This window comes from Nostoc sp. 'Peltigera membranacea cyanobiont' 210A, from assembly GCF_002246015.1.
In the GTDB taxonomy this organism is placed as follows: Bacteria; Cyanobacteriota; Cyanobacteriia; order Cyanobacteriales; family Nostocaceae; genus Nostoc.
In genome coordinates, this window is the sequence record NZ_NOLJ01000013.1 from 208,696 (window position 1) to 235,373 (window position 26,678).

Sequence of the window (26,678 nt, forward strand, 5' to 3'; positions counted from 1 at the left end):
CAGGAGGCAGGAGGCAGGAGGCAGGAGGCAGAAGGGAGCTATGCTTTGTATCTCGTGCTACGCGTCTCAATACAATTCTTTTTTTAAACTGTAGCTCAGACCCAGCCAGAAAAGACAGTTTTTATTAATACTTCTTTCCTTCTGCCCTCTGCCTTCTGCCCTCTGCCTTTCTTAGTAATTAGCTTCCGCTCTGCATTCTACTTAATTAACTCCGACAACCTTCATAGCAAGAAAGATCATGGTAGCGCAACACAATCTTAGACCGAGCCAACCTCAGTCAAATTCCAGCAACGCTTATAAGGAAATCGATAACGGGCATACCGTTGATGTACCAGCAAAACAGCAAATCACCTCCGCTCTAGAAGAATTACGAACTGAACTGGATCAAGCTGATTGGGTGGAAACAGGGCCATTGCGAGAGAGAATCCGCAAGTTAAAAGAACTGCTAAGTGTGTTGCCATATCAAGACGGAGGAGATGGATTAGAGGTAGAGCAAGTACAGGCGATCGCCAGCAAAATCCGCCAATTTTCCGATCTAGATACCTTGCTGGCCACTGCTGTCATAGAGATACAAAGCGCCCTGCAAGCCGATCGCGTGGTGCTGTATGAGTTTACGAATCCGACGCTGGGAATAGTTGTTGCGGAGGCGATGAGGGATGGCTTTACCCCAATGCTGAAGGAAAAACTGCCCGCCGTCACTTTTGGGTTAGGTTCTGCCAAGCTTTATCAACAAGAAAAATTAGTCGCGATCGCGGATACCTACACTGCTGGCTTGTCCCCTTACCAAAAGCAGCTCGTGGATCGGTTTCAGGTAAGAGCTTGTGTGAGTTTGCCGATCTTAGCAAAAGATGGGGTTTGGGGTTTGTTGGTAGTGCAGCAATGCGCTGCTGCTCGCCAGTGGCAAAATGCTGAAATTCAGTTACTAAAATTGATCGAGCAGGAATTAGAAGCGCAACTGCAAGTTGCCGTGATTCAGGCTACGTTGCAACAAGAAGTGGAAAAAGACCAAATCCTGGTCGGTGTAGCAAATAAAATTCTCCAATCCAAAGATTTGGATACCATCTTTCGCGTTGCCACCCAAGAAGTGCGACAGTCACTAAAATGCGATCGCGTCGCAATTTATCGTTTCCAGCCAGATTGGAGTGGGGAATTTATCGCTGAATCTGTTGGATCTGAGTGGGTTTCTCTATTAGAAGAACAGCGAAACAACCCAGCAATTGTCAATAACGTTAACTATTGCAGTGTGAGGAACCTTGCAGACGAAGGGGGATTGGCTGGGGCAACGGGGCGATCGCCCAGTGCAGATAGCTACATTCAGCACACCCAAGGCAAAAATTTCCATCGCGGACAGATTTATCGAGTCACTAATGATATCTACAGTGCTGGTTTTTCTGACTGCTATATCAAAGTTTTAGAAACCTATCAAGCCAAAGGATACATTATTGTTGCCATCTTCCAGGGAGAAAAGTTGTGGGGCTTGCTCGCTGCCTATCAAAATTCTCAGCCTCGTCAGTGGAAAGATAGTGAAGTTCGACTAATGGTGCAGGTTGCAACCCTGTCTAGTATTACTATTCAACAGGTGCAATATCAGCAACAACTTTATCACCGCTCTGAGGAGTCAGCCAAACTTGTTGAACGAGAACGTACTGTTTTCGGCATCATTGAAAAGATTGGGCAAGCAACGGATCTTCGCACCCTTTTCCGCATTACCACCCAAGAGTTGCGGCGATTTTTAAAATGCGATCGCGTTGTCATTTATCAATTTCATCCAGACTGGAGTGGAGAATTTATCGCTGAATCTGTGGCTGCTGGTTGGTCGTCACTGTTGGAGATGCAGGAACAAGACAGCATTTTAAAAACAGGTCTGATATCTTCAGAGCGTTGCAATATTAAGGACTATAACTCCCCTATTAAACCTGATGCCGATACCTATCTGAAAGAAACGCAGGGTGGAGTTTACACCAAAGGAACGCGCTTCCGTAAAGTCAACGATATTTCTGCTGCTGGTTTTTCACCTTGTTATTTAGAAACATTAGAGAAGTTCCAAGCCAAAGCATACATTAATGTTCCCATCTTCCGCGCTGGTAATCTTTGGGGTTTGTTAGCAGCCTATGAGAATTCTGATGTTCGGAAATGGACTGAGGAAGAGATCGGTGCTTTGTTGCAGATCGGCGAACCGTTGAGCATTGCCCTCCAGCAAGCTGAATATATCGAACAGCTACGGTTAAAAAATCTAGAAATGACCCAAGTAGCTGAAGTAGAACACGCGATCGCCCGAATGACGGATAGAATGCTTCATTCCCAACACCCAGAAACAATTTACCGCACTACCTTGGCAGAATTGCGGCAGTTGTTCAAATGCGATCGCCTAGCAATATATCGCTTCAACTCTGACTGGAGTGGTGAATTTATTGCTGAATCTGTCGGAACTGACTGGGTGCCTCTGGTTGGCCCCGATATCAAAACCGTATGGGAAGACGAACACCTACAGCAAACCGAAGGCGGACGCTATCGCAACAATGAAACTTTTTTCGTCAATGACATCTATACTGTTGGTCATGCCCAGTGCCACATCGACCTGTTGGAGCAGTTCCAGGTTAAAGCCTACACCATCGCCCCGATTTTTGCTGGAAACAAACTTTGGGGTTTATTAGGAGCTTACCAAAATAGCGGCCCGCGCCAGTGGAATTCCGAGGAGGTGCGATTAGTGACCAAATTGGGCATTCAGTTCGGGTTAAGCGTACAGCAAGCCGAGTACATCGAACAACTGAAAACGAAGAATACAGAGTTAGCGCGAGCAGCAGAAGAGGAACAGGTGCTGACAGGGATGGTGGAAAAAATTCGCCAAGCTCAAGACGTAGATACAATTTTCCTGAATGTGCTGCCAAGTTTACGCAAACAACTACAGTGCGATCGCCTAGCAATATTTCGCTTTCATCCCGACTGGAGTGTGGAGTTTATTGCCGAATCCGTAAAAGATCAATGGCTGCCTTTAGGGGGTTCCGACATCAAAACGATTTGGATGGACGATCACCTACAAGAAACTCAGGGCGGACGCTATCGCAATCATGAAACCTTTGTTGTCAATGATATCTCCACTGCCGATCACGTTCAGTGCCACCTAGAGATATTAGAAAAAATCCAGGCCAAAGCTTACGCGATCACTCCTATCTTTATTGGAAGCAAACTCTGGGGCTTTTTAGGAGCATACCAAAATACTGGCCCTCGGCAGTGGAAATCTAAGGATGTGCAACTGTTGCGAAAAATAGCTGTGCAAATGGGTATAGGTTTGCAACAGATTAAGTATATCGAACAGCTCAAGAAGAAGAATGCAGAATTAGCGCGAACCGCAGAAGGGGAACGAGCATTAACACGGCTGTCAGAAAAAATTCGCCAAGTTCAAGAGCTAGAGATGATTTTCCGCAATGCCTTACCAGAATTGCGATCGCATTTGGAATGCGATCGTCTAGCCGTGTATCGCTTCAATCCAGATTGGGGTGGGGAGTTTATTGCCGAATCTGTAAGTCGTGAATGGGTGGCTTTGGTTGGCCCCGATATCAGAACTATATGGGAAGACGAACACCTCCAACAAACCCAAGGTGGACGCTATCGCAACAACGAGACTTTTGTTGTCAATGATATTCACACTGCTGGTCATGCCCAGTGCCACTTGAAAATTCTAGAGCAATTCCAGATTAGAGCCTATATCATCACCCCGATTATTGCCGGAAACAAGCTCTGGGGTTTGTTAGGAACTTACCAAAATAGCGGGCCGCGGCAATGGCAAGATAATGAAATTAACTTGGTAACAAAAATCGGCACGCAGTTTGGGGTTGCCGTCCAGCAATCGCAATACTTACAACAAACCTTAACCAAGAATGAGGAACTGCTCAAACTGGCAGAACGGGAAATGGCAAACGCCCGATTTTCCTATCGCTTGCCAAGTCGGTTAACAGAAATGGCCCAAAGTAATGGTAATGTTCTGGAATTTGTCCAGTTTGCCACCCACGAACTTCGTCAGCTACTGAAAGTAGATCGAGTTGGAGTTTACCGTTTTGAGCCTGATTGGTCTGGAGAATTTGTAGTTGAGTCTGTGAGTGGAGATTGGCCTAGACTTGTGGGAACTAGCCTGGCCAGAGTTAGAGATACCTATCTCCAGTACAACCAAGGAGGGCGTTATGTCCGCAAAGAAAGTTTGGTGGTTAACGATATATATACTGTTGGTCATGACGAATGTCACATCCAATTGTTAGAGATGTGGGGAACTAAAGCCTACATGATTTCTCCGATTTTTCAAGAAAATCGGCTATGGGGGCTGATGGGAGTTTATCAAAATAACGCACCGCGCCAGTGGGAGCAATCCGAGGAAGATGTTCTCAACCAAGCCAGCGTCCAGATTGGTCTTGCCCTGAATCTTGCAGACTACCTAACACAGGTGCGTATTCAAGAGCAGCAACTAGCAGAAGCAGCAGAGCGCGAACGCACCGCCCGCGAAAAATTGCAACAAGGAGCTATACGCGTTCTCATGGCTTTGGAACCATCCTTCAGAGGCGATCTTACCGTTCGAGCGCCCTTATCTGAAGATGAAATTGGGACGATCGCCGATGGTTACAATACTACGATCCAAAGTTTGCGAGATTTAGTGCGACAAGTGCAGGTTTCTGCTGGCAGGGTGAGTGAAACTTCCAGCAATAACACGATCTCAGTAGTGAAACTATCTGACCAAGCTCAACAGCAGGCAGAACGGCTCGAACACGCTCTGGAACAATTACAAATGATGGTAACTTCCACCCAGATAGTTGCTGCTGATGCCCAAAAAGTCGGACAGGCGGTTCAAAGAGCTAATAACACCGTCCAAGCTGGTGATATCCTAATGGAAAAAACCGTAGAGGGCATTTTGGAGATTCGGGAAACCGTGTCGGAAACAGCGAAGAAGATTAAACGCCTTGGTGAAGCTTCTCAGAAAATCTCGAAAGTAGTGAGTCTGATTGAAAACTTTGCCACTCAAACTAATTTGCTGGCACTCAATGCTGCCATCGAGGCTACCCGTGCCGGAGAGTATGGCAAAGGCTTTGCGGTGGTTGCAGATGAAGTTCGTTCTCTGGCTTATCAGTCGGCTAGTGCCACCACAGAAATTGAGCGACTCGTGCAAGAAATTCAAGCTGGCACCAACGAAGTTACCGAAGCAATGGAAATAGGGATTAGCCAAGTTGTCCAAGGCTCGAACTTGATCGATGAGACTCGTCATTCCCTAAGTGCGATCGTCGTAGCTACCAACGAAATTGGTGGACTGGTACAAGGAATTACCGAAGCAGTTTCCCATCAAAGTCAGCAATCTCACATATTGACAGAGGCGATGATGGATGTTTCGGCGATCGCCCGCAAGACTTCAGAAAGTGCCATGCACATTTCCGAGTCTTTTGAGGAACTACGGATGACTTCACAACAACTGGAAACCAGCGTTAGCCAGTTCAAAGTTGACTAAGGGACTTCCAAATAAAAAATACCCCAAAACTGACGGAAAAATCCTCTCTATTTCTCTTCTCTCTGTGTTCTCTGCGTCTCTGCGGTTCGTTTATTTGGATAATTTATTTCTTGGAAGTCCCTAATCTCGCAAAACTGTTATGAACCCCGATCCCAGTAATCAAGAGCAGGCTTTTCTTGCCGAAGCGGCAGAGTTGTTGCAAACCATTGAGCAGAATCTGATCGGTCTACTTGATGAAAAAACAATAGAAAAAGTTCATGCCTTGATGCGAAGCGCCCATACTATCAAAGGGAGTGCTGCCAGTGTTGGGCAAGAAACTATTCAGACAATTGCCCATCATTTGGAAGATGTATTCCAAGCGTTATATGCTCCAGAACTGGAAATCGATCCAGAATTGGGTGCTTTGCTTCTAGATGCTTATGAGTGCCTGCGAACTCCATTGAGTGCAGCCTTGATGGGCTTATCCTGCAATGAGGCAGAAATACTCGATCGAACTGCCTCAATCTTCGCCCAACTCCAACATAAACTAGGCGACTTTTTTGGTCGTGAGGCTCTGCTTCCCAGTTCGGAAGAACTTGGCTTTGATGTGGTAGAGTCAATCTTTTCCGGGAGTGTACTCCAGGATTTGCAACAGCTGGAAACTGACATCCAAAGCCAAGATCCGCAACAAATTCAAACAACACTCAACTCCCAAGCCGAATTTTTTGCTGAACTAGCAGCATCTTATGGCTTATCTGGATTGGAAGAAATTGCCCAGGCGACCCTAAACGCGCTCAAAGCACATCCAGACAAAGTACTGGAAATCGCTCAGGTGGCTTTAGAAAATTTTAAAGCAGCTCAAGCAGCAGTACTTGCAGGCGATCGCACTCAAGGGGGAGAGATATCTCCACAATTGCGAGAATGGGCAGGAATAACCATTCCTGTCCCAGAACCGCAAGAGCAGCCAGTTGCGATCGCTGCCCAACCAACACAAACGACTACAACTGAGAATCAGCCATCCCCCCTCCTCAGTGCCAGCGAAGCGGAATCAATTTGGTCGTTTTTCCCGAAGCGGACTGATAACTCCGTAGCGAAAGCACCGGAGGTACTGGCACCTATTTCTCATTCTCAGGATTCGGTAGTAGTCCCCTCTGCCATAGAGCGGATTTTACAGTCAATCTGGATCGGAGATCCAGAGACATCTTGCCGATACTCAGACTCAGATCGGCCAGCCTCTCCACCACCAGCGCCAAGCCTCCAGGCTCAGTCATCGGCATCACTTCCCAGTATCCGAGTCGCGATAGAACAGCTCGATCGCCTCAGCCATACAATTGGGGAATTGCTAATCAGCGAAAACCAACAAAACCTGCAATCTAACCACATCCACAAAGCAGCTCAAGACACTCTACTACAGTTTTTGTACTGTCAACAACAACTTAGTAAAGTTTTTACTTGGTCGGATCGACATCTGCTGCTTCCCGAACGCAAGCAGCGACAGATGCATGTATCTCCACGCCCAGTTATCTCTGCTACCGAGGCACAATCCAATTTTGATGCCTTAGAAATGGATAACTATAGCGAGTTGCACATTCTCCTGCAAAATCTTACAGAAGACATGGTGCAATTAGGAGAACGGATTGAGGCTGTTAATGGCTTAGTTCAGCAATCTCGCTTCAGTCTCGGAAAGCGCAAGCAACTGCTTTCAGGAGCGCAGGAAGATTTGCTGCAAGCCAGAATGGTTCCACTGGGAACAGTGTTGAATCGATTACCCCGGCTGCTGCAACAGATGGTAGCAACTTATCATAAGCCTGTTGAACTCAAGCTTGGCGGTACCAAGGTACTCGTGGATAAAGCCATTTCTGAGCAGTTGTACGATCCCTTGCTGCACATGATTCGCAATGCCTTCGATCACGGCATTGAACCGATAGAAACCCGTCGCCAGCAGGGTAAACCAGAAACCGGAACGATTACAATTAAAGCCTATCATCAAGGCAACCGCACTACTATTGAAGTACGGGATGATGGTCGAGGCTTAAACTGGGAAGCCATTCGTCAACGAGCTAGAGAAAAACACTTGCTGACTCCTGAAGAAGCCGCCTACGCCTCAGAAGACCAACTGGCAGATTTATTATTTGAACCAGGCTTTTCTACCGCCAAGCAGGTTGGTGAGTTATCTGGTCGTGGTATCGGCTTAGATGTGGTTCGCACTCAATTGCAAGCTTTACAAGGTTCGATTGTAGTGCGATCGCTTTCAGGGCAGGGAACCACCTTCATGCTGCAATTGCCTCTGAGCTTGACAACGGCACGCTTGCTCGTTTGTCAATCTCAAGGTATTACTTATGGCTTGCTGTCTGAAGGAGTTAGCCAGGTTTTATTACCGCAGCCAGAGCAGATTCAAGTTCAGCAATCTTTACACGGGCAAGGCAGCCAAAAATTCTGGCAGTGGGGAGAAGGGCAAAGTCTGCAACTAGTTCCTATCCGCTCGCTTGCCAATTTGCTGGATTACAAATATCCTTTATTCACCCAAGACCACAATTTAAACCTCAGTCCTTTTCCAGTCAAACAACGGAACACCGTCGAACCTCTGCTGCTGTTGGAAACAGAGCATCAATACCTGTGTTTGCAAGTCGATCAGATTTTAGTCGAGCAGGAATTAGTAATTAAATCCCTCGGTAGAGTCCTGACTTTACCTAGTTACATCCAAGGCTACAGCGTGTTGGGAAATGGTAGTCTTACCCTAATCGTTGACCCGTTAGAGTTAGTTCGGCAAACTTGGGAGACAGATATGATCCCGACTTCCCCGACATCAATTGCAACTAAACTATTGCCTGCGCCTGAGCCTGTTCTTACTCTAGAGGGGCAGCAATCCCAGCTAACGATAATGCAACCGCAGCAACAGCCGATGGAAGTCAATACAGCCGTTGCTCAACCTAACCGACTGATGGTGTTAGTGGTAGAAGATTCGGTTGTACAAAGGCAAAGTTTGGTGCAGACGCTCCAGAAAGCCGATTATCAGGTGTTGCAAGCAGCCGATGGTCGAGAGGCGATCGCGCAAATCCTGCAACACGGTGATGTTGATTTAGTGATTTGTGACATTGAAATGCCGCAGATGAATGGATTTGAGTTTTTAGAACATCGTCGCCAAGACGAGCGTTTGTCCGGGATTCCTGTGGTGATGCTGACTACCCGTAGCGGACAGAAGCACCGCCAATTAGCTTTAGCTCTAGGAGCAAAAGCTTACATGACCAAACCCTATTCAGAACAAAATTTCCTCACCGCGATCGCTGAACTAGTTAATACCTGATATAAGGCAGGAGGCAGGAGGCAGGGGGCAGGAGGCAGGAGGTAGAGACAAGATAAATATCTGAAAAGCTTGCAGCACAAGATTTTAAAACTCCTGCCTCTAGCAAGAACTACCTCCTGCCTCACCTCAATAAATAACTAAACTTAGTGCCATTCGTACGTAACAGAAAGTAAAGTTCCTCAAAAATCTCTTTCCTCCTGCCTCCTGCCTCCTGCCTCCTGCCTCCTGCCTTGTCATAACCACAGTTTTCAACACCGACCGACTTATGCTTAACACTCCCTTTCCGTTTAAGCGATTATCTGGCGCTGTGAGCGAGCGCGACTCATTACGAGTCGTTGTTTTTGCGATCGCAGACTATTTATTTGCCCTGCCAGTTGGTGCAGTTCTCAAGGTGATGGCTTGTCCCCCTATTAGCAGTACGGTTGAAAGTGGTATCGGGATGGTTGATTTGGGAGCGCAAACCATCACGATTGTGGACTTGCGCCAAAAGTTCATTCAGCAAGTAGAAGGCCAACAGGCGCATCAAGTTCCCTCTGCGGTTGACACTTCAGGGCGCTTCTTACTTCTGACTCAAACGCGGACTGGGGAAATTTGTGGCATTCCTGTGGACAAGCCCCCTGCCTTAATCGATATTCCTTTGTCAGCAGTGCGTCCGGTGCCTTGGTCTTATCGGCAAGTGGCGGAGTTAAGCTGTGTTAGCCACATGGCTGTTTTGCCTGTAGCACCAAACGAGGAACCACTCAAAGTACTTCTTTTTGGTATGAGCCAGATATTGGCTGATAAGTTGGGGTTGCCCGGAACAACCCCAACCTTGGCTCCTGGGCTGACATCAGGCGAACAACGGCAAAGATTTCTCCGTTTTTCCTTGGGCGATCGAGGAAGTGGATTGCTACCATTCCACTCATTACAGGACATTATTCATCTCGCTAGCCAAGAAATTTCCCCAGCCCCGGCCTTACCAAGTTGGATTTTAGGTTTCTATAATTGGCAAGGACAGATGCTGCGGGTGGTTGATTTAGAACATTTGCTTGGTTATACGCCGCTTTTGAAGCGGCAGTCACGACCAGAAAAGCCAATGGTTCTGGTTCTCGAACTGCAAAATCAGGTAATCGGGTTTTTGGTGGCTCATGTCTACGATGTAGAGTGGCAGGATTTACAGCAAGCACAATCAGCACCAACCGACTTTTCCCCAAACAAACTGCTAAATTTTGTTCGAGGTATTCTGCCAGGCGATCGCTGGATTTTAGACACCAGAGCGATCGCCCAGACATTGCAATGGCAAACCCACTGATAAGAGGCAGGGNCTCCCACACCTCCCACACCTCCCACACCTCCCACACCTCCCACACCTCCCACACCCCTTGGATTTCTCACTTGTGAGAAATCCAGGCTTGCTCCCTGCTCCCCTGCTTTTTATATTTGACTTGATGCTGCCAAGGAGTTTTCTGTGACGATCGCAACTTTAGACCCTAATTCTGAAACCCAGCCTGTTGAAAATGAAATCCAGATAGAAGAAATTTTGGCTAATGTGGCTCTAATCAAAGCAGTCTTTCAATCTGCTAAGGGGCCAAAGGTCGCTCAATTGCAGCAGAAGGTGAGTCAAATCGAAGCTTTTATCCAAGCTTTGGCTCAGGATTCACCCAGTGACAACGATCAAAATGTTCGAGGGGCTTTTCAACTCCAGCGAGAACAACTTGCGGCCATCGATCGGCAAATGCAGCAGACAAAAGGTCAAACCGCACTTTTGGAGGTTACAGTTACCACCCTTCGAGATGCTCTCAACGCCGATCGCGTTTTGATTTATCGTTTTGAGGAAGATAATCGCAGTCGGGCGATCGCTGAAGCGATACAAGCGGGTTGGACATCCCTGCTCAACCAATCCCTACCGATAAATTTGTTTGTTAATAAACCCGATGTTGGCGACGGAAAAAACTCGCAGGGCAACCTAACTGAAGTATTAGAATTAACTCCCCGCCAACAGCAATTTTGGCAACGCTTTCAGGTGCAAACTAGCCTCTGCTTACCCTTGATTGTCAAACAACAGCCTTGGGGTTTTTTAGTTATTCATCATTGCCTCCAACCCCGACAATGGCAGGAAGCAGAGCGCAGTTTGCTGCAACAAGTAGGAATGATGTTGACAATTAACTTGCATTCGGCTGAAATAGTAGCTCCACCTGCTCAACAGCTTGAATCCCTCGATCGCTCTGAGTTACTAGTGCCATTTCAGCAGGTGAGCCAGTCCGTACAAGAAGGAGCAAGAATCGCCGAGCTTGCCGGCGAACATTTAATGTCTATTCAAGATACTGTTGCTATTACTAATAAACAGCTGCAATATCTTGGTGAATTTTGCCAGCAAGCTTCTGGCTTTGTTCACCTTGTGGAAGGCTTGAGTACTAAAATTCAGGTTTTGTCCTTGAATACAGCCATCGAAGCCACAAAAGCTAGCGATCGGGAACGAGGTTTGCTAGCTGCTGCCGAACAGGTGGAAATTCTCGCCCGTCAAGCCCGCGATAGCGCCCTAAATATAGAGGAATGGTTCCAGGAACTCCAGGTGGCAGCAGCAGATGTTGCTTCTGTGATCGAACCGTGCGATCGCCAAATCAGTGCAGGGTTAGAGTCAATCGCCCAAATCCAGGAGCAATTCAAAGCGATCGCCGACATCGCTGCTTGTAGCCTCCAAACAATATCGAAGCCATAGAATTGTCACAAACCCCATAGAAACAGAGAGTTGTGTTCATGAGTACCGATTTTGTCCCCCAACCGCAGAACGACGATCGCTTCCTAGAAGAAGCGATCGATTTGTTACTGTTCTTGGAGCAGGAGTTGCCTAACTATACAAAAGACAGTAACCCTGGTACAGCTTTGGCTCTCATGGAAGCTGCTCGCTCTCTGCATTCGATTGCCATAGCAGCCGAGCTAGATGCCATTGCCATAGTTGCGGCTGCACTAGAAGAGATTTTTCAGCTTTTACATCAGTATCAAGCAACAGTCAACGCCCCAATCGCCTCCCTGTTGTCGGAAGGATTAGATTGCCTACAGATGCTGTTGATGGCATTTTTAACAGCCTCGCAAATTGACGAAGTAGAAATTCTAGAGCGGATGTCTGCCATTGTTGCTTGTTTACAAGCAGAGTTTGGCGATTCCCAGGAAACAAACCTTGAGACATCGATAGAGCAACCGCAGGAATATCAACCAGTTATTCAGTTTGGCGATCGCTTGGACAAGGTAGAATCTTCTACGGCTCTACCAGAGCAAGTTATGGTTAAAGACAAGGAAAGTCTTGACAGGGAACTAATAGATGAAACTAGCCCCCAGTCTGGCAGCCTTGTTCACGTAGATACAGAGAAACTTCCCGTCAATGTAGGGGAACTAGTAAACCTGGAGGAAGGAGATTTTCATGCTTGGTTGGGGGATTTTTCCCTGCCTACTGAAACTTCTGTTGCATCCCTAGTTAAATCTGTTCCCGATCGCTATCCACTCTCTTTGCAAGAATCCATTGCTACCATTGTTGCAACAAGTATTCCAACCGCCACACCCATCAATCTTAAGCATCTCGAACAACTAAGTGTGCTAGTTGCAACATTATTAACTACATATAATCAGCAAGCCTGTCAAGAAGAACAACAACAACATACCATCGGGCGGTTGCTCCGACAAGTTAAACGATTACAACACCTGCTAAATAATCTACAGGAATGGTCAGGACGTTTAGCAGCAATTTCAGATACCCTTTCTCCCCTAGCTGCTTCTCGCTCTCAGCAATTATACAGTACTCTGCAATCTGTTTTGGCTGAAGCGTCTCAGGTGACATCAACTGTTGATTCGCTGAATAACAATCATCATCAACTCCAACAAGAACTCATACAGCAGGAAAAGTTACTTAACCAGTCTTCCAGTTTAGTCAAAAAAGTTACAACTATTCCTTTAAAAGTAGCCTTAGAACCCTTGCATCGGCTTTGGTCTCAGTTACAAGCTCTACAAGATAAGTCTGCTAGACTACATTTACAAATTAGCGATATCCAAGTCGATCGGGCATTTAGCGATCGCCTCCGTACCCTCCTGTTGCATATAAGTTGCTATTTACTAGAGCAAAGTATTGAGTCTGGCCAAACACGCCAACACCTTGGTAAAAATAGCAACGGTATTATTGAAATTGAAGTTTACCAGCAGGGAAATCAACTGATTATTGATGGCTGTGATGATGGCGCAGGAATTAACTTATCTCAAATCTATCAACAAGCTTTAGCCCAAGGACTCGCCCTAACAAAACCAGGAGATATCTTACAAGAACTGGTAATTGAACCAGAGGTTTCATCTGTTTTATGCGATCGCGCTGCCTTAGAGTTAGGAGTAGAATTAACTGAAGTTTGCAAGCAATTAACAGCTATTCAGGGAAGAATAGTATTGAAGTCTAAAGCTGGACATGGTACAGCCTTCTCGCTCCAAATTCCCCTCGATCAAAAAATTGCTCAACTTATCGTCTGCCAAGCTAACTCCAGAGTCTATGCATTTATTGCCGATTCTGTAGAGCAGATTTGTCTATCCCAGCCTGAACAAATTATCCAAACTCAAGCGGGACGCATGTTATTTTTGCAGTCTTCTGGCACCAGTGGCTTCCTTGGTTGCGATCGTGAGGATCTGACAACAGAAATGCTCGTCCCTATCCACTTATTGACTGATGTGCTGATTTGTCCTAACCACCTTCCCACCTCAGTTACCACTTACAGCACAGATACACTAAATGCTTTCAAGCAGGATAAGCCTTTATTAGTATTTAGTTACTTAGACAAACGATGTGCTTTAGAAGTAGATTGCATTATCGGCAAGCAATCCGCTGCGATCCATCCTCTGGGGGAAGCAATCCCAGTTGCTGCTTATATCCAAGGAACTAGCATTCTTGCCAATGGGCAACTTAGCCTGGTTTTGGATGGTCAGCTTCTCGCAAAATCTCTAACTTGAACTCAATACACCTCTTGCATAAATCAAAATTAAACCCTTTAATTTACGATAACGATATTTGCCCTAGCTGGGTTGACAAAAAGTGCTAACACCCGCTAGAAGATTCAACTTTTTCTACAAGCTTGCTTCATCAAGATACGCTTGTTTTTATACACCTCTAAAGTTCCAGACTGCGGGTTATCTAACGTGCCATCCCACACCCAATATTCATAAATTCCATTCCGAAACTTATACACTCGAACCCCTTCTGTCGCTTGGCTAGTTCCTTTACCCAAACTTAAATTACCGTTGGGATTGGTCGCGCGATAGAGCAGTTCACCGTTCGTATAATTCTGCCAAATATTGATGTTATAACCACCCTGGCATTTTGTACTCAGGATGATGCCAGCAGTAGAATCAGCAGAAGCTCTTAAGGAAAAATTAGCTAATATACTGATTGGCAAAGCAAGGAGTAACGCGGATCTTTTCAGTAGTGTTTTCATTATTTTCAAGAGTGTTGTGAAATTAATATTTGTTTAGCATTCCAGCAAGCCTTTATTTCAGATCCTGACGACGACTTTGCTCCTGAAAGTAGTCGCGCCAGCTTTCGGGATTTGTAAATCTGAGATGCTCCCTGGTGTTGTCATTGCTCAGGAGGCGGAGGAATAATTTCAATGCCGTACTTAGATGAAATGGTGAGGATTTTATCGAAGTCTTCAGAACTCAATGGTGGAGCAGATGTAATTTGACCATTTACCGCCTTTCCAACTTCGGCAATAAATTTCTCAAATCCAGCAGGTGTCACCCAAACTAACAGTTTGGCTGGTACAGAGGTCGTATTGGTAAATCGATGAAGTTGACCTTTGGGCGAATAGAGGAAGGTTCCAGGTGTTGCAACCAGGGTGCGATCGCCAAGCTGGAATTCAATTTCTCCGTCTTGAACATAAAACGATTCATTTTCTCGGCTGTGCCGATGGGGAGGCGTACCGCCACCAGTTGCAACGATTAACTCACAAAGTGCATAGGCTTCTCCTGTCTCTTCACCAATTGCTTTGAAGGTATAGAGGTCTTGACCAAGGTAGTAAGAACGACCTCGATCCGGTTCAACAAAAAGTCCGTTTTGATTAATTGTCATAGCAATTACTCTCCTTTTTGAGTTGAGTTTCGTGCCTAAATTCCGTCTACACAAACTCTACATTGAATTTTGGCAATTCCAAAGTCAATAATTTTGACAACACCAATAAATAAGCGGATATTCGTGAATCATACAGCTTTCTGAAATGAGGCAATCGCGTTTGTGCATTCTCCAGGTATGAATACTGCACCCAAACAAGCAGAAAACGTGGATGTGTCCCATGAATATGTCGGATATTGTGTAATTCATCGGCAACAGTAAAACTACTGACTGCTAATTAGTCCCTTGATTTTCAGCTAAGTAATTACACATTGCATATTTTAGGAGGATGTGAAAACAATGATTATCGTCATGAAATCCGGTTGTCCTCGACAAGAAATTGAATTACTATTCACAGAACTTTCGCGCTGGAAGATTGTCCCAGAAATCTCTGTAGGTAAACACAAAGTAGCAATTGGTTTGGTTGGCGATACAGCGGAAATCGATGTGCAGCAAGTGCAAAATTTAAGCCCTTTTATTGAGCAAGTACTGCGGGTAAAGAAGCCATTCAAACGAGCTAGTTTAGAATTTCGTTATGGTGAACCCAGCGATGTAAAGGTGTCTACACCCTCCGAAACTATTACCTTTGGTCAAAACCATCCTATAGTCGTAATTGCAGGCCCCTGTTCTGTCGAAAGCGAAGAGATGATTGTAGAAACTGCGTTGCGAGTCAAAGCCGCAGGTGCAAAGTTTCTTAGAGGAGGTGCTTACAAACCACGAACTTCACCCTATGCTTTCCAGGGACATGGAGAAAGTGCCCTAGACTGGTTAGCAACAGCTAGATCGGTTTCTGGCTTGGGTATTATTACTGAGGTGATGGATGGGGCGGAATTAGAAATGGTGGCATCAATCGCAGACATCCTGCAAGTTGGTGCCCGCAATATGCAAAACTTTTCCCTTTTGAAAAAAGTCGGTGCAACAGGTAAACCTGTGTTACTCAAACGTGGTTTGTCTGCCACTATTGAAGATTGGTTGATGTCAGCTGAGTATATTTTGGCAGCAGGAAATCCCAATGTGATTTTATGCGAACGGGGAATTAGGACTTTTGACAGAGAGTATACACGCAATACTTTAGATATATCTGCAATTCCTGTTTTGCGTAGTTTGACTCACCTGCCAATTGCTGTTGATCCCAGTCACGGTACTGGGAAATCGGAATTGGTGACACCAATGGCAATGGCTGCTTTAGCAGCTGGTTGTGATTCGCTAATGGTCGAGGTTCACCCTAATCCTCAAAAAGCCCTTTCAGATGGGCCCCAGTCGCTCAATTTTGCCAGCTTTGAAGAATTTATGAGAGAAATGGCTCCCTTGGGCAAATTCTTTGGTCGCTGGCAAGAACAGAAATACAACACAAAAAGCAGCGAAACTCAGCCTCTACTCTCCTTATCAAGTTGGAAGATTGGGGTTCTTTGATAATTGTCAACTCGTCGGTCAAGGTTAAAAACTTTAGTCACAAACTCTCAAAAACATGGATACACTTCGCTTAAATAAAAACACTGCCAACAAAACTGTCTTTCCTTTTGTATATGGTTCTGATGAGGCTGTAATTGTAGGCGATCGCAATCTCACTGTTGAAGAAGTAACTAGTGTAGCGCGTTATGGCAAACAAGTACGTTTAACAGACGATCTAGAAAAATTGGCTAATATCCAAGCATCCTGCGATTTTATTCGCCATGCAGTTGAATCTGGCGAACCTATTTATGGGGTGACAACTGGTTTTGGTGGTATGGCAAATGTGGTGATTTCTCCTGAATCTGCGGCTTTGCTACAAAATAATTTGATGTGGTATCACAAAGTAGGTGCAGGAAAAAAATTACCTTTGGCTGATGTTCGGGCTGCAATGCTTCTACGTGCAAACTCCCACATTAGTGGTGCATCGGGGATTCGCTTGGAAATTATCAAGCGGATGCTGATATTCCTCAATGCTGGTGTTACACCTCATGTCTGCGAATATGGTTCAATTGGTGCTAGTGGTGATTTAACACCTTTAGCATATATCACTGGGGCATTGATTGGTTTAAATTCTAGCTACACCGTTGATTTTAACGGTGAAGAAATAAATGCACTAACAGCACTGAAAAAACTCGGTTTAGAGCCATTGCAACTACTTCCGAAAGAAGGGTTGGCGATGATGAATGGCACATCAGTGATGACAGGTATTGCCGCCAATTGCGTCTACGACACCAAGAATCTTTTAGCATTAGCAATGGGCGCTCACGCCTTAGCTATTCAAGGTTTAAATGGGACTAATCAATCATTTCACCCATTTATCCATCAGCTGAAACCACATTCAGGACAAAAATGGGCTGCTAACCAAATGCTCAACCTGTTGGAAGGTTCACAGTTAATTCGAGAAGAGTTAAATGGTTCTCACAACTATCGCGGTGAAGAGCCGATTCAAGACCGTTATTCACTACGTTGTTTACCTCAATATATGGGGCCAATTGTCGATGGAATTGAGCAAATTCAAAAACAAATTGAAGTAGAAATTAACTCTGTAACTGACAACCCACTTATCGATGTAGAAAACCAAGTAACTTATCATGGTGGAAATTTCTTAGGGCAGTACATTGGTGTAGGCATGGATCAATTACGTTACTACATTGGGTTGTTAGCTAAACATCTAGATGTTCAAATAGCCTACTTGGTAGCACCAGAATTTAATAATGGACTTTCTCCATCTTTAGTTGGTAATAAAGAGCGGAGTGTAAACATGGGTTTGAAGGGATTGCAAATTACTGGCAACTCGATTATGCCTCTGTTAACCTTCTATGGAAATTCCATAGCTGATAGATTTCCTACCCACGCAGAACAATATAACCAAAATATCAATAGTCAAGGTTTTGCTTCGGCAAATTTAGCACGTCAATCAGTAGAAATCTTTCAACAATATATAGCGATCGCCTTAATGTTTGGCGTGCAAGCAGTTGATTTACGCACATATAAAACTGTAGGACATTATGATGCCCGCGTCACCCTCTCGCCAGCAACCAGAAATTTATATCTAGCAATCCGCGATCTAGTCGGACAACCGCCTTCTCCCGACAGACCTTACATCTGGAACGACCACGAACAAGCCCTAGACGAACACATCGCCAAAATTGCCAGTGATATCGCCAATGGTGGACAGATTGTGCAAGCAGTTAAGGATCTTTTGTTGACCTGATACTCCTAATACAAATTCGTAATTCGTAATTAGGAAAATCAAATTAAATCAGGGTTTAAAGGTTTACATTTTTAGGAGCGTAAGACCTTGCACCCTTGCTTTTGAAGAATTGGTATTAGTTCAAAACTAGTAGTCTATTAAGACCAAGTTTTAGAATCTTTCTCTCTGTGTTCTCTGTGCCTCTGTGGTTCGTTCCTTATTTTTTCAAATTGGAGAAAATACAATGCTTCAACAAACCATCTACCAAAATGCACCGAAAAAACCTCCTGGCCCACCCAGTCTCCCAATTATTGGCTGCTTTCCCCAAATGTCAACAAATCCGCTGCAATTCCTCACCAATGCAGCGCGTAAATATGGTGGCGTTGTCCATCTGGGGTCAATCGGCCCGCAACAACTTTACTTGATTGCCGATCCCGATTGTATAAAATATGTCCTGCAAGAAAATCCTCAGAACTATACAAAAGGTGAAAATTTCCAGGACATAAAACTAGTAATTGGCGAAGGCTTGGTGATTAGCGAGGGTGACTCATGGCGTTCCCAGCGTCGCCTCATGCAACCATCTTTTCACCGCCAGCAAATCGCCGCGATGGTCAATGACATGACCCAGCTTACCGCCGAGATGGTAGAACGCTGGCAAAAAATTCCACCCGGTGCAACCCTCGATATCTCTGCGGAAATGCTCGTGCTGACACAGAAGATTCTCCTGAAAACGACTTTGAGTATCGATACTGATAGTGACACCAGCGAACTAATTCAGGCTTGGAATACTATCTACAAGTTCCTGAGCGATCGCTTGTGGGCTATCATTAAGCCACCGATTAACTTTCCCACGCCAAAAAACCGCCAGTTTCAACAAGCAATCAACACTCTCCGCACAATTGCCAACAGCATCATCCAACAACGCAAACAAGGCAATCGTACCACTCATGACATACTTTCAATGTTCATGAATACTCAAGATGAGTCTGGCGAGGGATTGAGTGACCAGCAATTACATGACCAGATAGTTGGACTCTTTTCGGCTGGATTTGAGACTTCAGCAGCAACACTTGGCTGGATCTGGTACTTGCTTTCTAAGTATCCCACTGTGGAACGCCAGCTACAGGCAGAACTGACTATGGTATTGGCTGGCAGAACCCCCACCTTCGAGGATTTGCCACAGCTGAAATATACCAAAATGGTTGTCCAAGAGGCAATGCGACTTTATCCGGGTGCGTGGGTTTATGCCCGCAACAATTTGGGCGATGATTTAATCGGCGGCTATCATATCCCCGCTGGTTCCATGCTTTTGTTGAGTCCCTTTGTCACGCACCGCCTCCCTGCTTTCTGGGATAATCCTGAAGGTTTTGATCCTGAACGATTCACACCAGAACGCTCTGTCGATCGTCCCCGTTATGCATACTTTCCTTTTGGCGGCGGCCAACGCCAATGCTTAGGTGACATCTTTGCGTTAACAGAAATTCAGTTGATTGTAGCAATGGTGTGTCAACGTTTTCGCCTCAATCTACTGCCGGAACATCCAGTTGAGCCGCAGCCGTTGCTAACTCTGCAAACACGCAAAGGCATCTTGATGACATTGCAGCCACAAACTGAACTCGATAACATCAGTCAACTAAATAGTCAAAAGACATTATTAACACTGAATTCTTCTGAGCAATGACTGTCGAAGTAGACAAAGGTAATCAAGTCGAGTAAGTCTTTTTAGCCATGAATATTACCCAACACATCGAGCGGGGTTGTCAACTATTTCCTGACAAAATCGCTCTGATATTTGAAGAGAAATCTTTTACTTACAAACAGCTTAACCAACTAGCAAATCGTCTAGCTAACAGTTTAAGTGGATTAGGAATTAAAAAAGGCGATCGCGTGGCTTTGTTTTTGCCAAATATTCCCGAATTTATCATTTCTTATCTTGGCATTCTCAAAATTGGTGCGATTGTCGTCTCAATCAATGTCATGCTAAAAAGCAATGAATTTAGCTACATTCTCAACGATTGTGCCGCTAAGGTAATAATTACCACAGAGTCACTCGTTGAAAATGTACCAGAGGCAGATTTACCCGAACTGCAACACATTTTGATTGCAGAAGGTAGCGCCAAAAAGGGAATTGATTTAGTCAAACTGATGGAAAGTGCTTCTGATAATGCATACGCTATTGAAATAGATCGCCATACTCCTGCTAGCATCATTTATACATCAGGAACAACAGGTTTTCCTAAAGGAGCAACCCTTTCTCACGGCAATATAATTTCTAATATGTATTCCCAAAACCGTTGTTGTGGAATGCAACCAAATGACCGATTACTGCTTTACTTACCATTATTTCATTGCTTTGGTCAAAATGCTATTCTCAACGCAGCATTAAACGTCTGCGCCACAATTATCCTAAAACGTCGATTTGATATTGAGCAAATACTTAACGCGATCGCGACTCATCAAGTAACAATGTTCTTTGGAGTACCAACGGTATTTATCAATCTTCTAAATAGTGATTTATCTGGCTACAATCTCAATAGTATACGTTACTACTTTTCAGCCGCCGCACCGATGCCAATTGAGGTTGCCCAAACTTGGCAGGATAAATATGGAAAAGTCATTAATGAAGGATATGGTTTAACTGAAACATCACCATGTGCGTCTTATAATCACGATTTAAAATACAAACTTGGTTCTATTGGCGCTCCAATTGAGAATGTAGAAATGAAGGTAATTGACGATAATGGTCATCAGGTAGAGCTTGGTGAATTAGGTCAGATAGTAATCCGAGGGCCTAACGTCATGCTTGGTTATTGGAATCGCCCATTGGAAACTGCGGAAGTAATTAAAAATGGCTGGTTTCATACTGGCGATATTGGTCGGGTAGATGAAGACGGTTTTTTCTACATCGTTGACCGCATGAAAGACATGATTAATGTGTCTGGATTTAAAGTATATCCGACTGAAGTTGAAAATGTGATTTATCAACATTCATCTGTTGCTGAGGTAGCTGTATATGGCGTTAAAGATGCTATCAAAGGTGAGATAGTTCAAGCAAATATTATCCTCAAGCAGGGTTACAGAATTAGTGAAGAACAAATCCTCAAATTTTGTGCTGAAAGAATGGCAAAATACAAACTTCCTTATGCCATTACTTTTGTAGATTCCCTGCCCAAAAATCCCAGTGGTAAAGTTATCAAACGATTTTTGCGCCAGCAATCAAGCTCTGAATTAGCTGTTGTAAACAACTGAATGCTAAGTTGAGCTAAATACTCAAGAAAGATCGGAAAACAACAAATAGAAATCAAGGTTGGCAATTGTGAATACTAAATCTATCAACAAAAATACTAATTCTTCTCAAGCTTTGGGAACAAAAATTAACCTCTCATCTAATCAAATTTCATTTGAAACTTCAACTGGATCTTCCATTTTCTCTCCTGCATCACTGAATGAAAAATCTCCAGAGTCAGAATTAACCCCTACGGTTGCAGAGGCTCTAGTTGAGATCCTGGAAAATTTGGGAGTTAACTACGCATTTGGTGTTTCAGGAGGCGGTATTGGGCCGTTATGGGCAACATTAAACCGTAGCAGCATCGAATTGCTTCACTTTCGCCATGAATCAGGAGCAGCTTTTGCCGCTACCGAGGCTTATTTTGCTAGCGATCGCCCCGTCGTGGTATTCACTACTACAGGCCCCGGTATCACTAATGCTCTGACTGGGCTTTTTGCTGCACGAGGGGAAGGAGCAAAGGTAATTTTCTTATCGGCTGCAACCTCAACTGGAAATCGTGGGCGCGGAGCTTGTCAAGAAACCAGCGCTCACACAATGCCTTTCTCAGGAATTTTTACATCAGGCCCACTATTCAATTACGCAACCATATTAGAGTCTGGAGATCAACTACCAGAAATTTCTCGCAGACTTGCCCAAGGTTTAGCACAACCAGGCAGCTTTGTAGCCCATATTAGTGTTCCCACGCCAATACAGACGACACCATTAAAAGTACAGTTACCTCAACCAGCATTTTCTCAGTCTGTACCAACTGCGAGTGAAGAAGCGATCGCTGAATGTGTAAAGTTATTATCAGCAGAATCTTTTGCTATCTGGGTTGGCTTTGGGGCGCGACACGCCGCAGAGGAAATCCGCCAGTTGGCAGAAAAAACTGGAGCGGCGGTAATGACATCACCTCGCGCCAAAGGCATTTTTCCAGAAGATCATCCCCAATTTATCGGTGTCACAGGCTTTAGTGGGCATCTATCTGTCCTGAAATATATGCAGGAACAACGACCACAACGCATACTAGTGTTGGGAACGCGTCTTGGTGAGCCGACTTCATTCTGGAGTCCGACAATGATTCCTGTTAATGGGTTTGTGCATATTGATATCGACCCGCAAGTTCCAGGAGTGGCTTATCCATCAGTAGAGACTCTCGCTGTTCACTCGGAAATCAAAGAATTCCTCAAAGCTTTATTAAAACACCTTCCAGAGCGTCTTCATTGGTTTCCCACTTCCTCACTACCGCGTCCTGAAGCCTACACAAATACTCAGCGCTCAAATGGCTTAGTGCGACCCGAAGCACTGATGGATGCAATTCAACGGCTGATTATTGAGGGCAGTGATGCCTCAATCTTAGCTGAAGCGGGTAACTCTTTTGCTTGGGCAACTAATTTACTGCGATTTAACCAACCAAATCGTTACCGGATTAGTACTGGTTTTGGGTCTATGGGTCATGCTGCCACGGGGGTAGTTGGTACAGCATTAGGGCGAAAAGGTAAAGCCGTGGCGATTGTTGGGGATGGAGCAATGTTGATGAACAACGAAGTTAGCACAGCCGTGAAATTCGAGATTCCAGCTGTCTGGATTGTCCTCAACGATGGACGCTACAATATGTGCGCCCAAGGAATGGCATTGCAGGGGTTAAGTGGGAGCGTCCCTATAGATACGGAGATACCGAGTACTAATTTTGCGGCGATCGCTAGAGCTATGGGAGCTGACGGTATCTGTGTTAATACTGAGTCTGACTTGGAAGTAGCTTTAGAAAAAGCACTTATCTCTACTATTCCATTCATTGTTGATGTGAAGATTGACCCAACCCGACCCGCACCGATTGGAGGTCGCATTCAGAGTCTGATTCAGCAAGGAGCCATAGAAGCCAAAATAGGGCGTTCCTAAAAATCATACCAACAGGACATACGCAACAACTCTCTAAAACTCTTATTTCTCTACGTCCTTTGCGTCCTTAGTACAACATTTCATTAATTCGTAGCGAATTCTCTGCGTGCCTCTGCGCTTCCCTCTGCGCCCCTACCCTGCGGGAAGGCGAAGCGCCTATGCGTTTAAATCTCATACCTCAATTCGCCACGATTTTACACAAACCAAAAACAAAATCAAAAGGAGATTTGTCATGACAAGATTAGAACCAGTAGGTATTCGCGCAGTCTCAGTTAACTTTCCTAGCATTATCCGCACCAACGATTACTACAGAGAGAATTTCCCCAAGATGGTTGCTGAGGCTGAACAAAAAACCCTAGCTAAACTTTTTGTACCCGATAATGCCACAGTCGATACTGACGATGATATCTGGTCACAAGAGGTAGCACCATATATGTCAGACCCCTTCCGTGGTACTGTCGAGCGAAGGGTGTTAGCTGCCAATGAGACTTCCCTTTCACTAGAATATCGCGCTGCTATCGATGCTCTCGAAGCCGCAAAACTATCTCCTGAAGACATCGATCTTATGCTCGTTACTTCACTGTTTCCAGAGCAAATCACACCTGGTAATGCTGCCTTTCTCGCTGGGAAACTGGGACTACAAGGTGCGGCGTGGAATATAGAATCAACTTGCACTTCAGTGTTAGTTTCGCTTCAGACGGCCTGTTCTTTGGTGCAAACGGGACGGTATCGCAATGTGTTAGTGGTTGTCTCAACTACGTATTCACGCTATACCGACGAAAATGATACTCTAGCGTTTTTATCGGGTGATGGTGCTGGAGCCTTTGTAGTTGGTAAGCTGAAACCAAATCAAGGTATTCTTGGTACAAAAATTGCCAATACCTCTGCTACCTGTGGAGCCTTCTATAATGAATTTACCACCGATGAGCATGGCAACGTCAAAATGTTCATCCGAGGCGGCAAGGGTGCAAGTAAGATGTTTAACGAGACGACAGTGAAGTTTATTCGTCTATGTTGCCACGGTGCGATCGCTGATGCTGGACTCACCTTAGATCAAATCAACTTTTTTGTTTTTAATACACCCAGCGCTTGGTATTCACGAGTTTGCATCCGCGCTCTAGATATCGAACCAGAGCGTACAATCAACATCAATCCCCTATATGCCAACATTGGGCCAACCTTTCCCGTTGCTAATCTGTATCATGCCGCCCATGCAGGTAAAATTCGTGAAAACGATTTAGTTCTTGTCTACACAATGGGTTCGTCATCTAATGCTGGTGGTTGTGTGATGCGTTGGGGCGATGTCGCGCTAGGTCCTGCTCCTGCTCCCTCAGTCAGCCTTTCTCAACTAGAGGATAGAATTCCGATCCGTCACTAGAATTCTATTCTTATATCAATTTGAGATTGTGCATAAAACTGTATTGCTATTCCTTTCACAATACAAGGATTATGTACATACAGATGGTATTTTTTGAACCGCGTAGGCGTAGCCCGCCGTAGGCATCGCTTACCAAACAATAAAATTCCCAGCATTCAAGTATAGCTATATTGCGAGATAACTAAAATGGCTTTGTTGAATAAATTCTCGATGGCTTCTGCTATCAGCGTCGCAGCATTTTTACTTTTAGAAATGGTTAGCATCAATCCAGCCGAAGCTGCTCTTTTTAAATTTACTTTCGAGGGTGAAGGAGCAAATGGTTACTTCATTTATGATGATTCAGCTAATAAGATAGAACCTCTTGGACCAAACTTTCCTCTTGCTGAGTATGATGGCTCAGTGGAAAAGTATTTTGTTAATGCAGGGGATATTCTGGCTCAGGGAACAAAAGGATCGCAGCAAGATATACATGATGAGGCCAGAAATATTGTTTATCTCGGACGTGCTGGTAACTTGGGCTACGATGGTGCCATTGATGACTTTATTCTTTACGTTCCTCCGGCGGCTCGTGGGCAGCAATACGGTTTGTCAATTCGCTTTAGTTACCCAGAGAGAAGCTTTTCAGATTCTGTTGCCTTACGAACGAGCGTACCTGATACCGCTAGGCTCAGAGTTTACCCATACTGGGACTTTCCTAATACGACGGGAGACTACACCTTTGAAGGAACTGTTAAAACAAAAATCGAGCAAATTCCCGAACCTGCATCAGTGTCTGCATTACTGGGAGTGGGTGCTTGGTTTCTCTTCCGTCGTCAGCGCCGACAATTATTATCTGCACAGGATTAATTACACGAGCCAGTTTAGTATATTTAGGTCAAAAAAGAATGCAACAAATAGACCATTTGTAGAGAGGGGATTCATCGCGTCTTTAGCCAAGGATATGTTGCAATCATTAATTTAATTGGTATTAGTTTCAAAAACTAATTTGGCAATCGATCGTTTATAAAGGTAATAAAAATGGCTCTATTGAATCAATTATCGCTTCCTGCTATTTCAAGCGTAGTAGCATTAGTCATGTCAGCAACATTAAACATAGATACCGCGCAAGCAGCATTATATAAATTCAGCTTCGAGGGTGAGGGAGTCAACGGTTACTTTACTTACGATGACACTACCATAGGGTTTGCAGATTCACCGAACGCTACCGGATATTTTGAAGGGGGAAATGATTATAAATTTGACTTAGGCGAGAAGGGAGTTTTTCAAGGAACTATTGGCAATCCGATTGTTTTTTTACCCCGTCTAGAAGATGGTATTACAGCACCCGAAACCGACGATTTTCTTTGGGAAGTACTCGCTTCTCAACGCGAACCAGCATCCCCTTTCGCTTTCGTAAACTATTTTCATTACCCAAAGGGTTCATTTAAAGGATCTACCGCTATACGAACAACAGTCCCAAGTACTGCAATCCTTGATGTCTATCCAAATGTGGACTTTCCTAATTCAATAGGCAACCTGCTATATACAGGAACTGTCCAAACCCGAATTGAGAAGGTTCCTGAACCTGCATTGTTGCCTGCATTGTTAGGAGTAGGCGCTTGGTTTATCTTTCGTCGTAGACAAAAATTAAGTACTTAAGGGTCAAATCAGTATGGATAAGCTCACATTTCTTACACATACATATCAACAAACTAATATGTCAGCGACACTCGGAGAATGGCGAGTGCGGGGACTCCGGGGTGCAACTACAGTTAGTCACAACTCACCACAAGCGATCACAGAAGCTGTGGATGAGTTATTGAATGCCTTAGAAGTCAACAATCCGCTAGATCCTGCCGAAATCGTTAGTGTCACTTTTTCCGCCACTCCTGACTTAGATGCAATATTTCCGGCTGCGGTGGCGCGTCGTCGTCCAAACTGGGATCAAGTTCCTCTGTTGGATGTGCAGCAAATGCAGGTAAACAGTAGCCTTAAATGCTGTATTCGAGTGCTAATTCACTTCAATACCCCTATACCTCAGAATGCATTACGCCCGATTTATTTGCGCGGTGCTGCACAGTTACGCCCAGATTTAGCGATATTCAGTTAGGCGTAGCCCGCCCTTAGAC

At 44.8% G+C, this 26,678-nt stretch carries 16 protein-coding genes; 14 read left to right on the forward strand and 2 right to left on the reverse strand.

Features of this window, described 5'->3' with window-relative positions; all coding sequences use genetic code 11:
* Positions 1-238: 238 nt before the first annotated feature.
* The 5 genes from CDG76_RS32230 (at position 239) to CDG76_RS32250 (ending at position 13,727) form a co-directional block, all read left to right on the forward strand.
* Complete coding sequence (locus CDG76_RS32230; RefSeq protein WP_094352911.1) at positions 239-5,485, forward strand: GAF domain-containing protein; 5,247 nt, start codon at positions 239-241, stop codon at positions 5,483-5,485.
* Positions 5,486-5,624: 139 nt separating this feature from the next.
* Complete coding sequence (locus CDG76_RS32235) at positions 5,625-8,768, forward strand: hybrid sensor histidine kinase/response regulator (protein WP_094352912.1); 3,144 nt, start codon at positions 5,625-5,627, stop codon at positions 8,766-8,768.
* A 265-nt stretch (positions 8,769-9,033) separates the two neighbouring features.
* Positions 9,034-10,059: a chemotaxis protein CheW gene (locus CDG76_RS32240; RefSeq protein WP_094352913.1), complete on the forward strand. Its 1,026-nt coding sequence runs from the start codon at positions 9,034-9,036 to the stop codon at positions 10,057-10,059.
* A 156-nt stretch (positions 10,060-10,215) separates the two neighbouring features.
* The gene (locus tag CDG76_RS32245; RefSeq protein ID WP_094352914.1) at positions 10,216-11,466 is read left to right on the forward strand and encodes a GAF domain-containing protein; all 1,251 of its coding nucleotides are present in this window, start codon (positions 10,216-10,218) and stop codon (positions 11,464-11,466) included.
* Between the two features lie 38 nt (positions 11,467-11,504).
* Positions 11,505-13,727, forward strand: a complete 2,223-nt coding sequence (locus tag CDG76_RS32250) for a chemotaxis protein CheW (protein ID WP_094352915.1) — start codon at positions 11,505-11,507, stop codon at positions 13,725-13,727.
* Positions 13,728-13,831: 104 nt separating this feature from the next.
* Here CDG76_RS32250 and CDG76_RS32255 read toward each other — a convergent pair whose 3' ends face one another.
* Complete coding sequence (locus CDG76_RS32255; RefSeq protein ID WP_094352916.1) at positions 13,832-14,209, reverse strand: hypothetical protein; 378 nt, start codon at positions 14,207-14,209, stop codon at positions 13,832-13,834.
* A gap of 140 nt (positions 14,210-14,349) precedes the next feature.
* Positions 14,350-14,841 (reverse strand): cupin domain-containing protein, encoded by a 492-nt coding sequence (locus CDG76_RS32260; protein ID WP_094352917.1) that lies wholly within the window; start codon positions 14,839-14,841, stop codon positions 14,350-14,352.
* 339 nt (positions 14,842-15,180) lie between these two features.
* On the opposite strand from CDG76_RS32260, the gene aroF reads away from it, so the two are divergent.
* From aroF to aroH, 9 genes are all read left to right on the forward strand, one after another.
* Positions 15,181-16,293: a 3-deoxy-7-phosphoheptulonate synthase gene (gene aroF / locus CDG76_RS32265; protein ID WP_094352918.1), complete on the forward strand. Its 1,113-nt coding sequence runs from the start codon at positions 15,181-15,183 to the stop codon at positions 16,291-16,293.
* Positions 16,294-16,348: 55 nt separating this feature from the next.
* Positions 16,349-18,046: an HAL/PAL/TAL family ammonia-lyase gene (locus CDG76_RS32270; RefSeq protein ID WP_094352919.1), complete on the forward strand. Its 1,698-nt coding sequence runs from the start codon at positions 16,349-16,351 to the stop codon at positions 18,044-18,046.
* Between the two features lie 223 nt (positions 18,047-18,269).
* Positions 18,270-19,706 (forward strand): cytochrome P450, encoded by a 1,437-nt coding sequence (locus tag CDG76_RS32275; RefSeq protein WP_094352920.1) that lies wholly within the window; start codon positions 18,270-18,272, stop codon positions 19,704-19,706.
* 47 nt (positions 19,707-19,753) lie between these two features.
* Complete coding sequence (locus CDG76_RS32280) at positions 19,754-21,274, forward strand: long-chain-fatty-acid--CoA ligase (protein ID WP_094352921.1); 1,521 nt, start codon at positions 19,754-19,756, stop codon at positions 21,272-21,274.
* A 67-nt stretch (positions 21,275-21,341) separates the two neighbouring features.
* On the forward strand, positions 21,342-23,192 hold the full coding sequence (locus CDG76_RS32285; protein ID WP_094352944.1) for a ScyA-related TPP-binding enzyme: 1,851 nt from the start codon (positions 21,342-21,344) through the stop codon (positions 23,190-23,192).
* Positions 23,193-23,424: 232 nt separating this feature from the next.
* The gene (locus tag CDG76_RS32290) at positions 23,425-24,570 is read left to right on the forward strand and encodes a 3-oxoacyl-ACP synthase III family protein (protein WP_094352922.1); all 1,146 of its coding nucleotides are present in this window, start codon (positions 23,425-23,427) and stop codon (positions 24,568-24,570) included.
* A 186-nt stretch (positions 24,571-24,756) separates the two neighbouring features.
* The gene (locus CDG76_RS32295; protein ID WP_094352923.1) at positions 24,757-25,416 is read left to right on the forward strand and encodes a PEP-CTERM sorting domain-containing protein; all 660 of its coding nucleotides are present in this window, start codon (positions 24,757-24,759) and stop codon (positions 25,414-25,416) included.
* A 171-nt stretch (positions 25,417-25,587) separates the two neighbouring features.
* The gene (locus CDG76_RS32300; RefSeq protein WP_094352924.1) at positions 25,588-26,208 is read left to right on the forward strand and encodes a PEP-CTERM sorting domain-containing protein; all 621 of its coding nucleotides are present in this window, start codon (positions 25,588-25,590) and stop codon (positions 26,206-26,208) included.
* A gap of 58 nt (positions 26,209-26,266) precedes the next feature.
* Positions 26,267-26,659, forward strand: a complete 393-nt coding sequence (aroH, locus tag CDG76_RS32305; protein WP_223265481.1) for a chorismate mutase — start codon at positions 26,267-26,269, stop codon at positions 26,657-26,659.
* The last annotated feature ends 19 nt before the right edge of the window (positions 26,660-26,678 follow it).

What these genes read in the sequence shown, in the direction of transcription:
- aroF (WP_094352918.1), top strand. Translation starts at nt 15,181, where the DNA reads ATGATTATCGTCATGAAATCCGGTTGTCCTCGACAAGAAATTGAATTA.
- CDG76_RS32295 (WP_094352923.1), top strand. Translation starts at nt 24,757, where the DNA reads ATGGCTTTGTTGAATAAATTCTCGATGGCTTCTGCTATCAGCGTCGCA.
- CDG76_RS32280 (WP_094352921.1), top strand. Translation starts at nt 19,754, where the DNA reads ATGAATATTACCCAACACATCGAGCGGGGTTGTCAACTATTTCCTGAC.
- aroH (WP_223265481.1), top strand. Translation starts at nt 26,267, where the DNA reads ATGTCAGCGACACTCGGAGAATGGCGAGTGCGGGGACTCCGGGGTGCA.
- CDG76_RS32235 (WP_094352912.1), top strand. Translation starts at nt 5,625, where the DNA reads ATGAACCCCGATCCCAGTAATCAAGAGCAGGCTTTTCTTGCCGAAGCG.
- CDG76_RS32260 (WP_094352917.1), bottom strand. Translation starts at nt 14,841, where the DNA reads ATGACAATTAATCAAAACGGACTTTTTGTTGAACCGGATCGAGGTCGT.
- CDG76_RS32290 (WP_094352922.1), top strand. Translation starts at nt 23,425, where the DNA reads ATGACAAGATTAGAACCAGTAGGTATTCGCGCAGTCTCAGTTAACTTT.
- CDG76_RS32240 (WP_094352913.1), top strand. Translation starts at nt 9,034, where the DNA reads ATGCTTAACACTCCCTTTCCGTTTAAGCGATTATCTGGCGCTGTGAGC.
- CDG76_RS32300 (WP_094352924.1), top strand. Translation starts at nt 25,588, where the DNA reads ATGGCTCTATTGAATCAATTATCGCTTCCTGCTATTTCAAGCGTAGTA.
- CDG76_RS32250 (WP_094352915.1), top strand. Translation starts at nt 11,505, where the DNA reads ATGAGTACCGATTTTGTCCCCCAACCGCAGAACGACGATCGCTTCCTA.
- CDG76_RS32255 (WP_094352916.1), bottom strand. Translation starts at nt 14,209, where the DNA reads ATGAAAACACTACTGAAAAGATCCGCGTTACTCCTTGCTTTGCCAATC.
- CDG76_RS32270 (WP_094352919.1), top strand. Translation starts at nt 16,349, where the DNA reads ATGGATACACTTCGCTTAAATAAAAACACTGCCAACAAAACTGTCTTT.
- CDG76_RS32275 (WP_094352920.1), top strand. Translation starts at nt 18,270, where the DNA reads ATGCTTCAACAAACCATCTACCAAAATGCACCGAAAAAACCTCCTGGC.
- CDG76_RS32230 (WP_094352911.1), top strand. Translation starts at nt 239, where the DNA reads ATGGTAGCGCAACACAATCTTAGACCGAGCCAACCTCAGTCAAATTCC.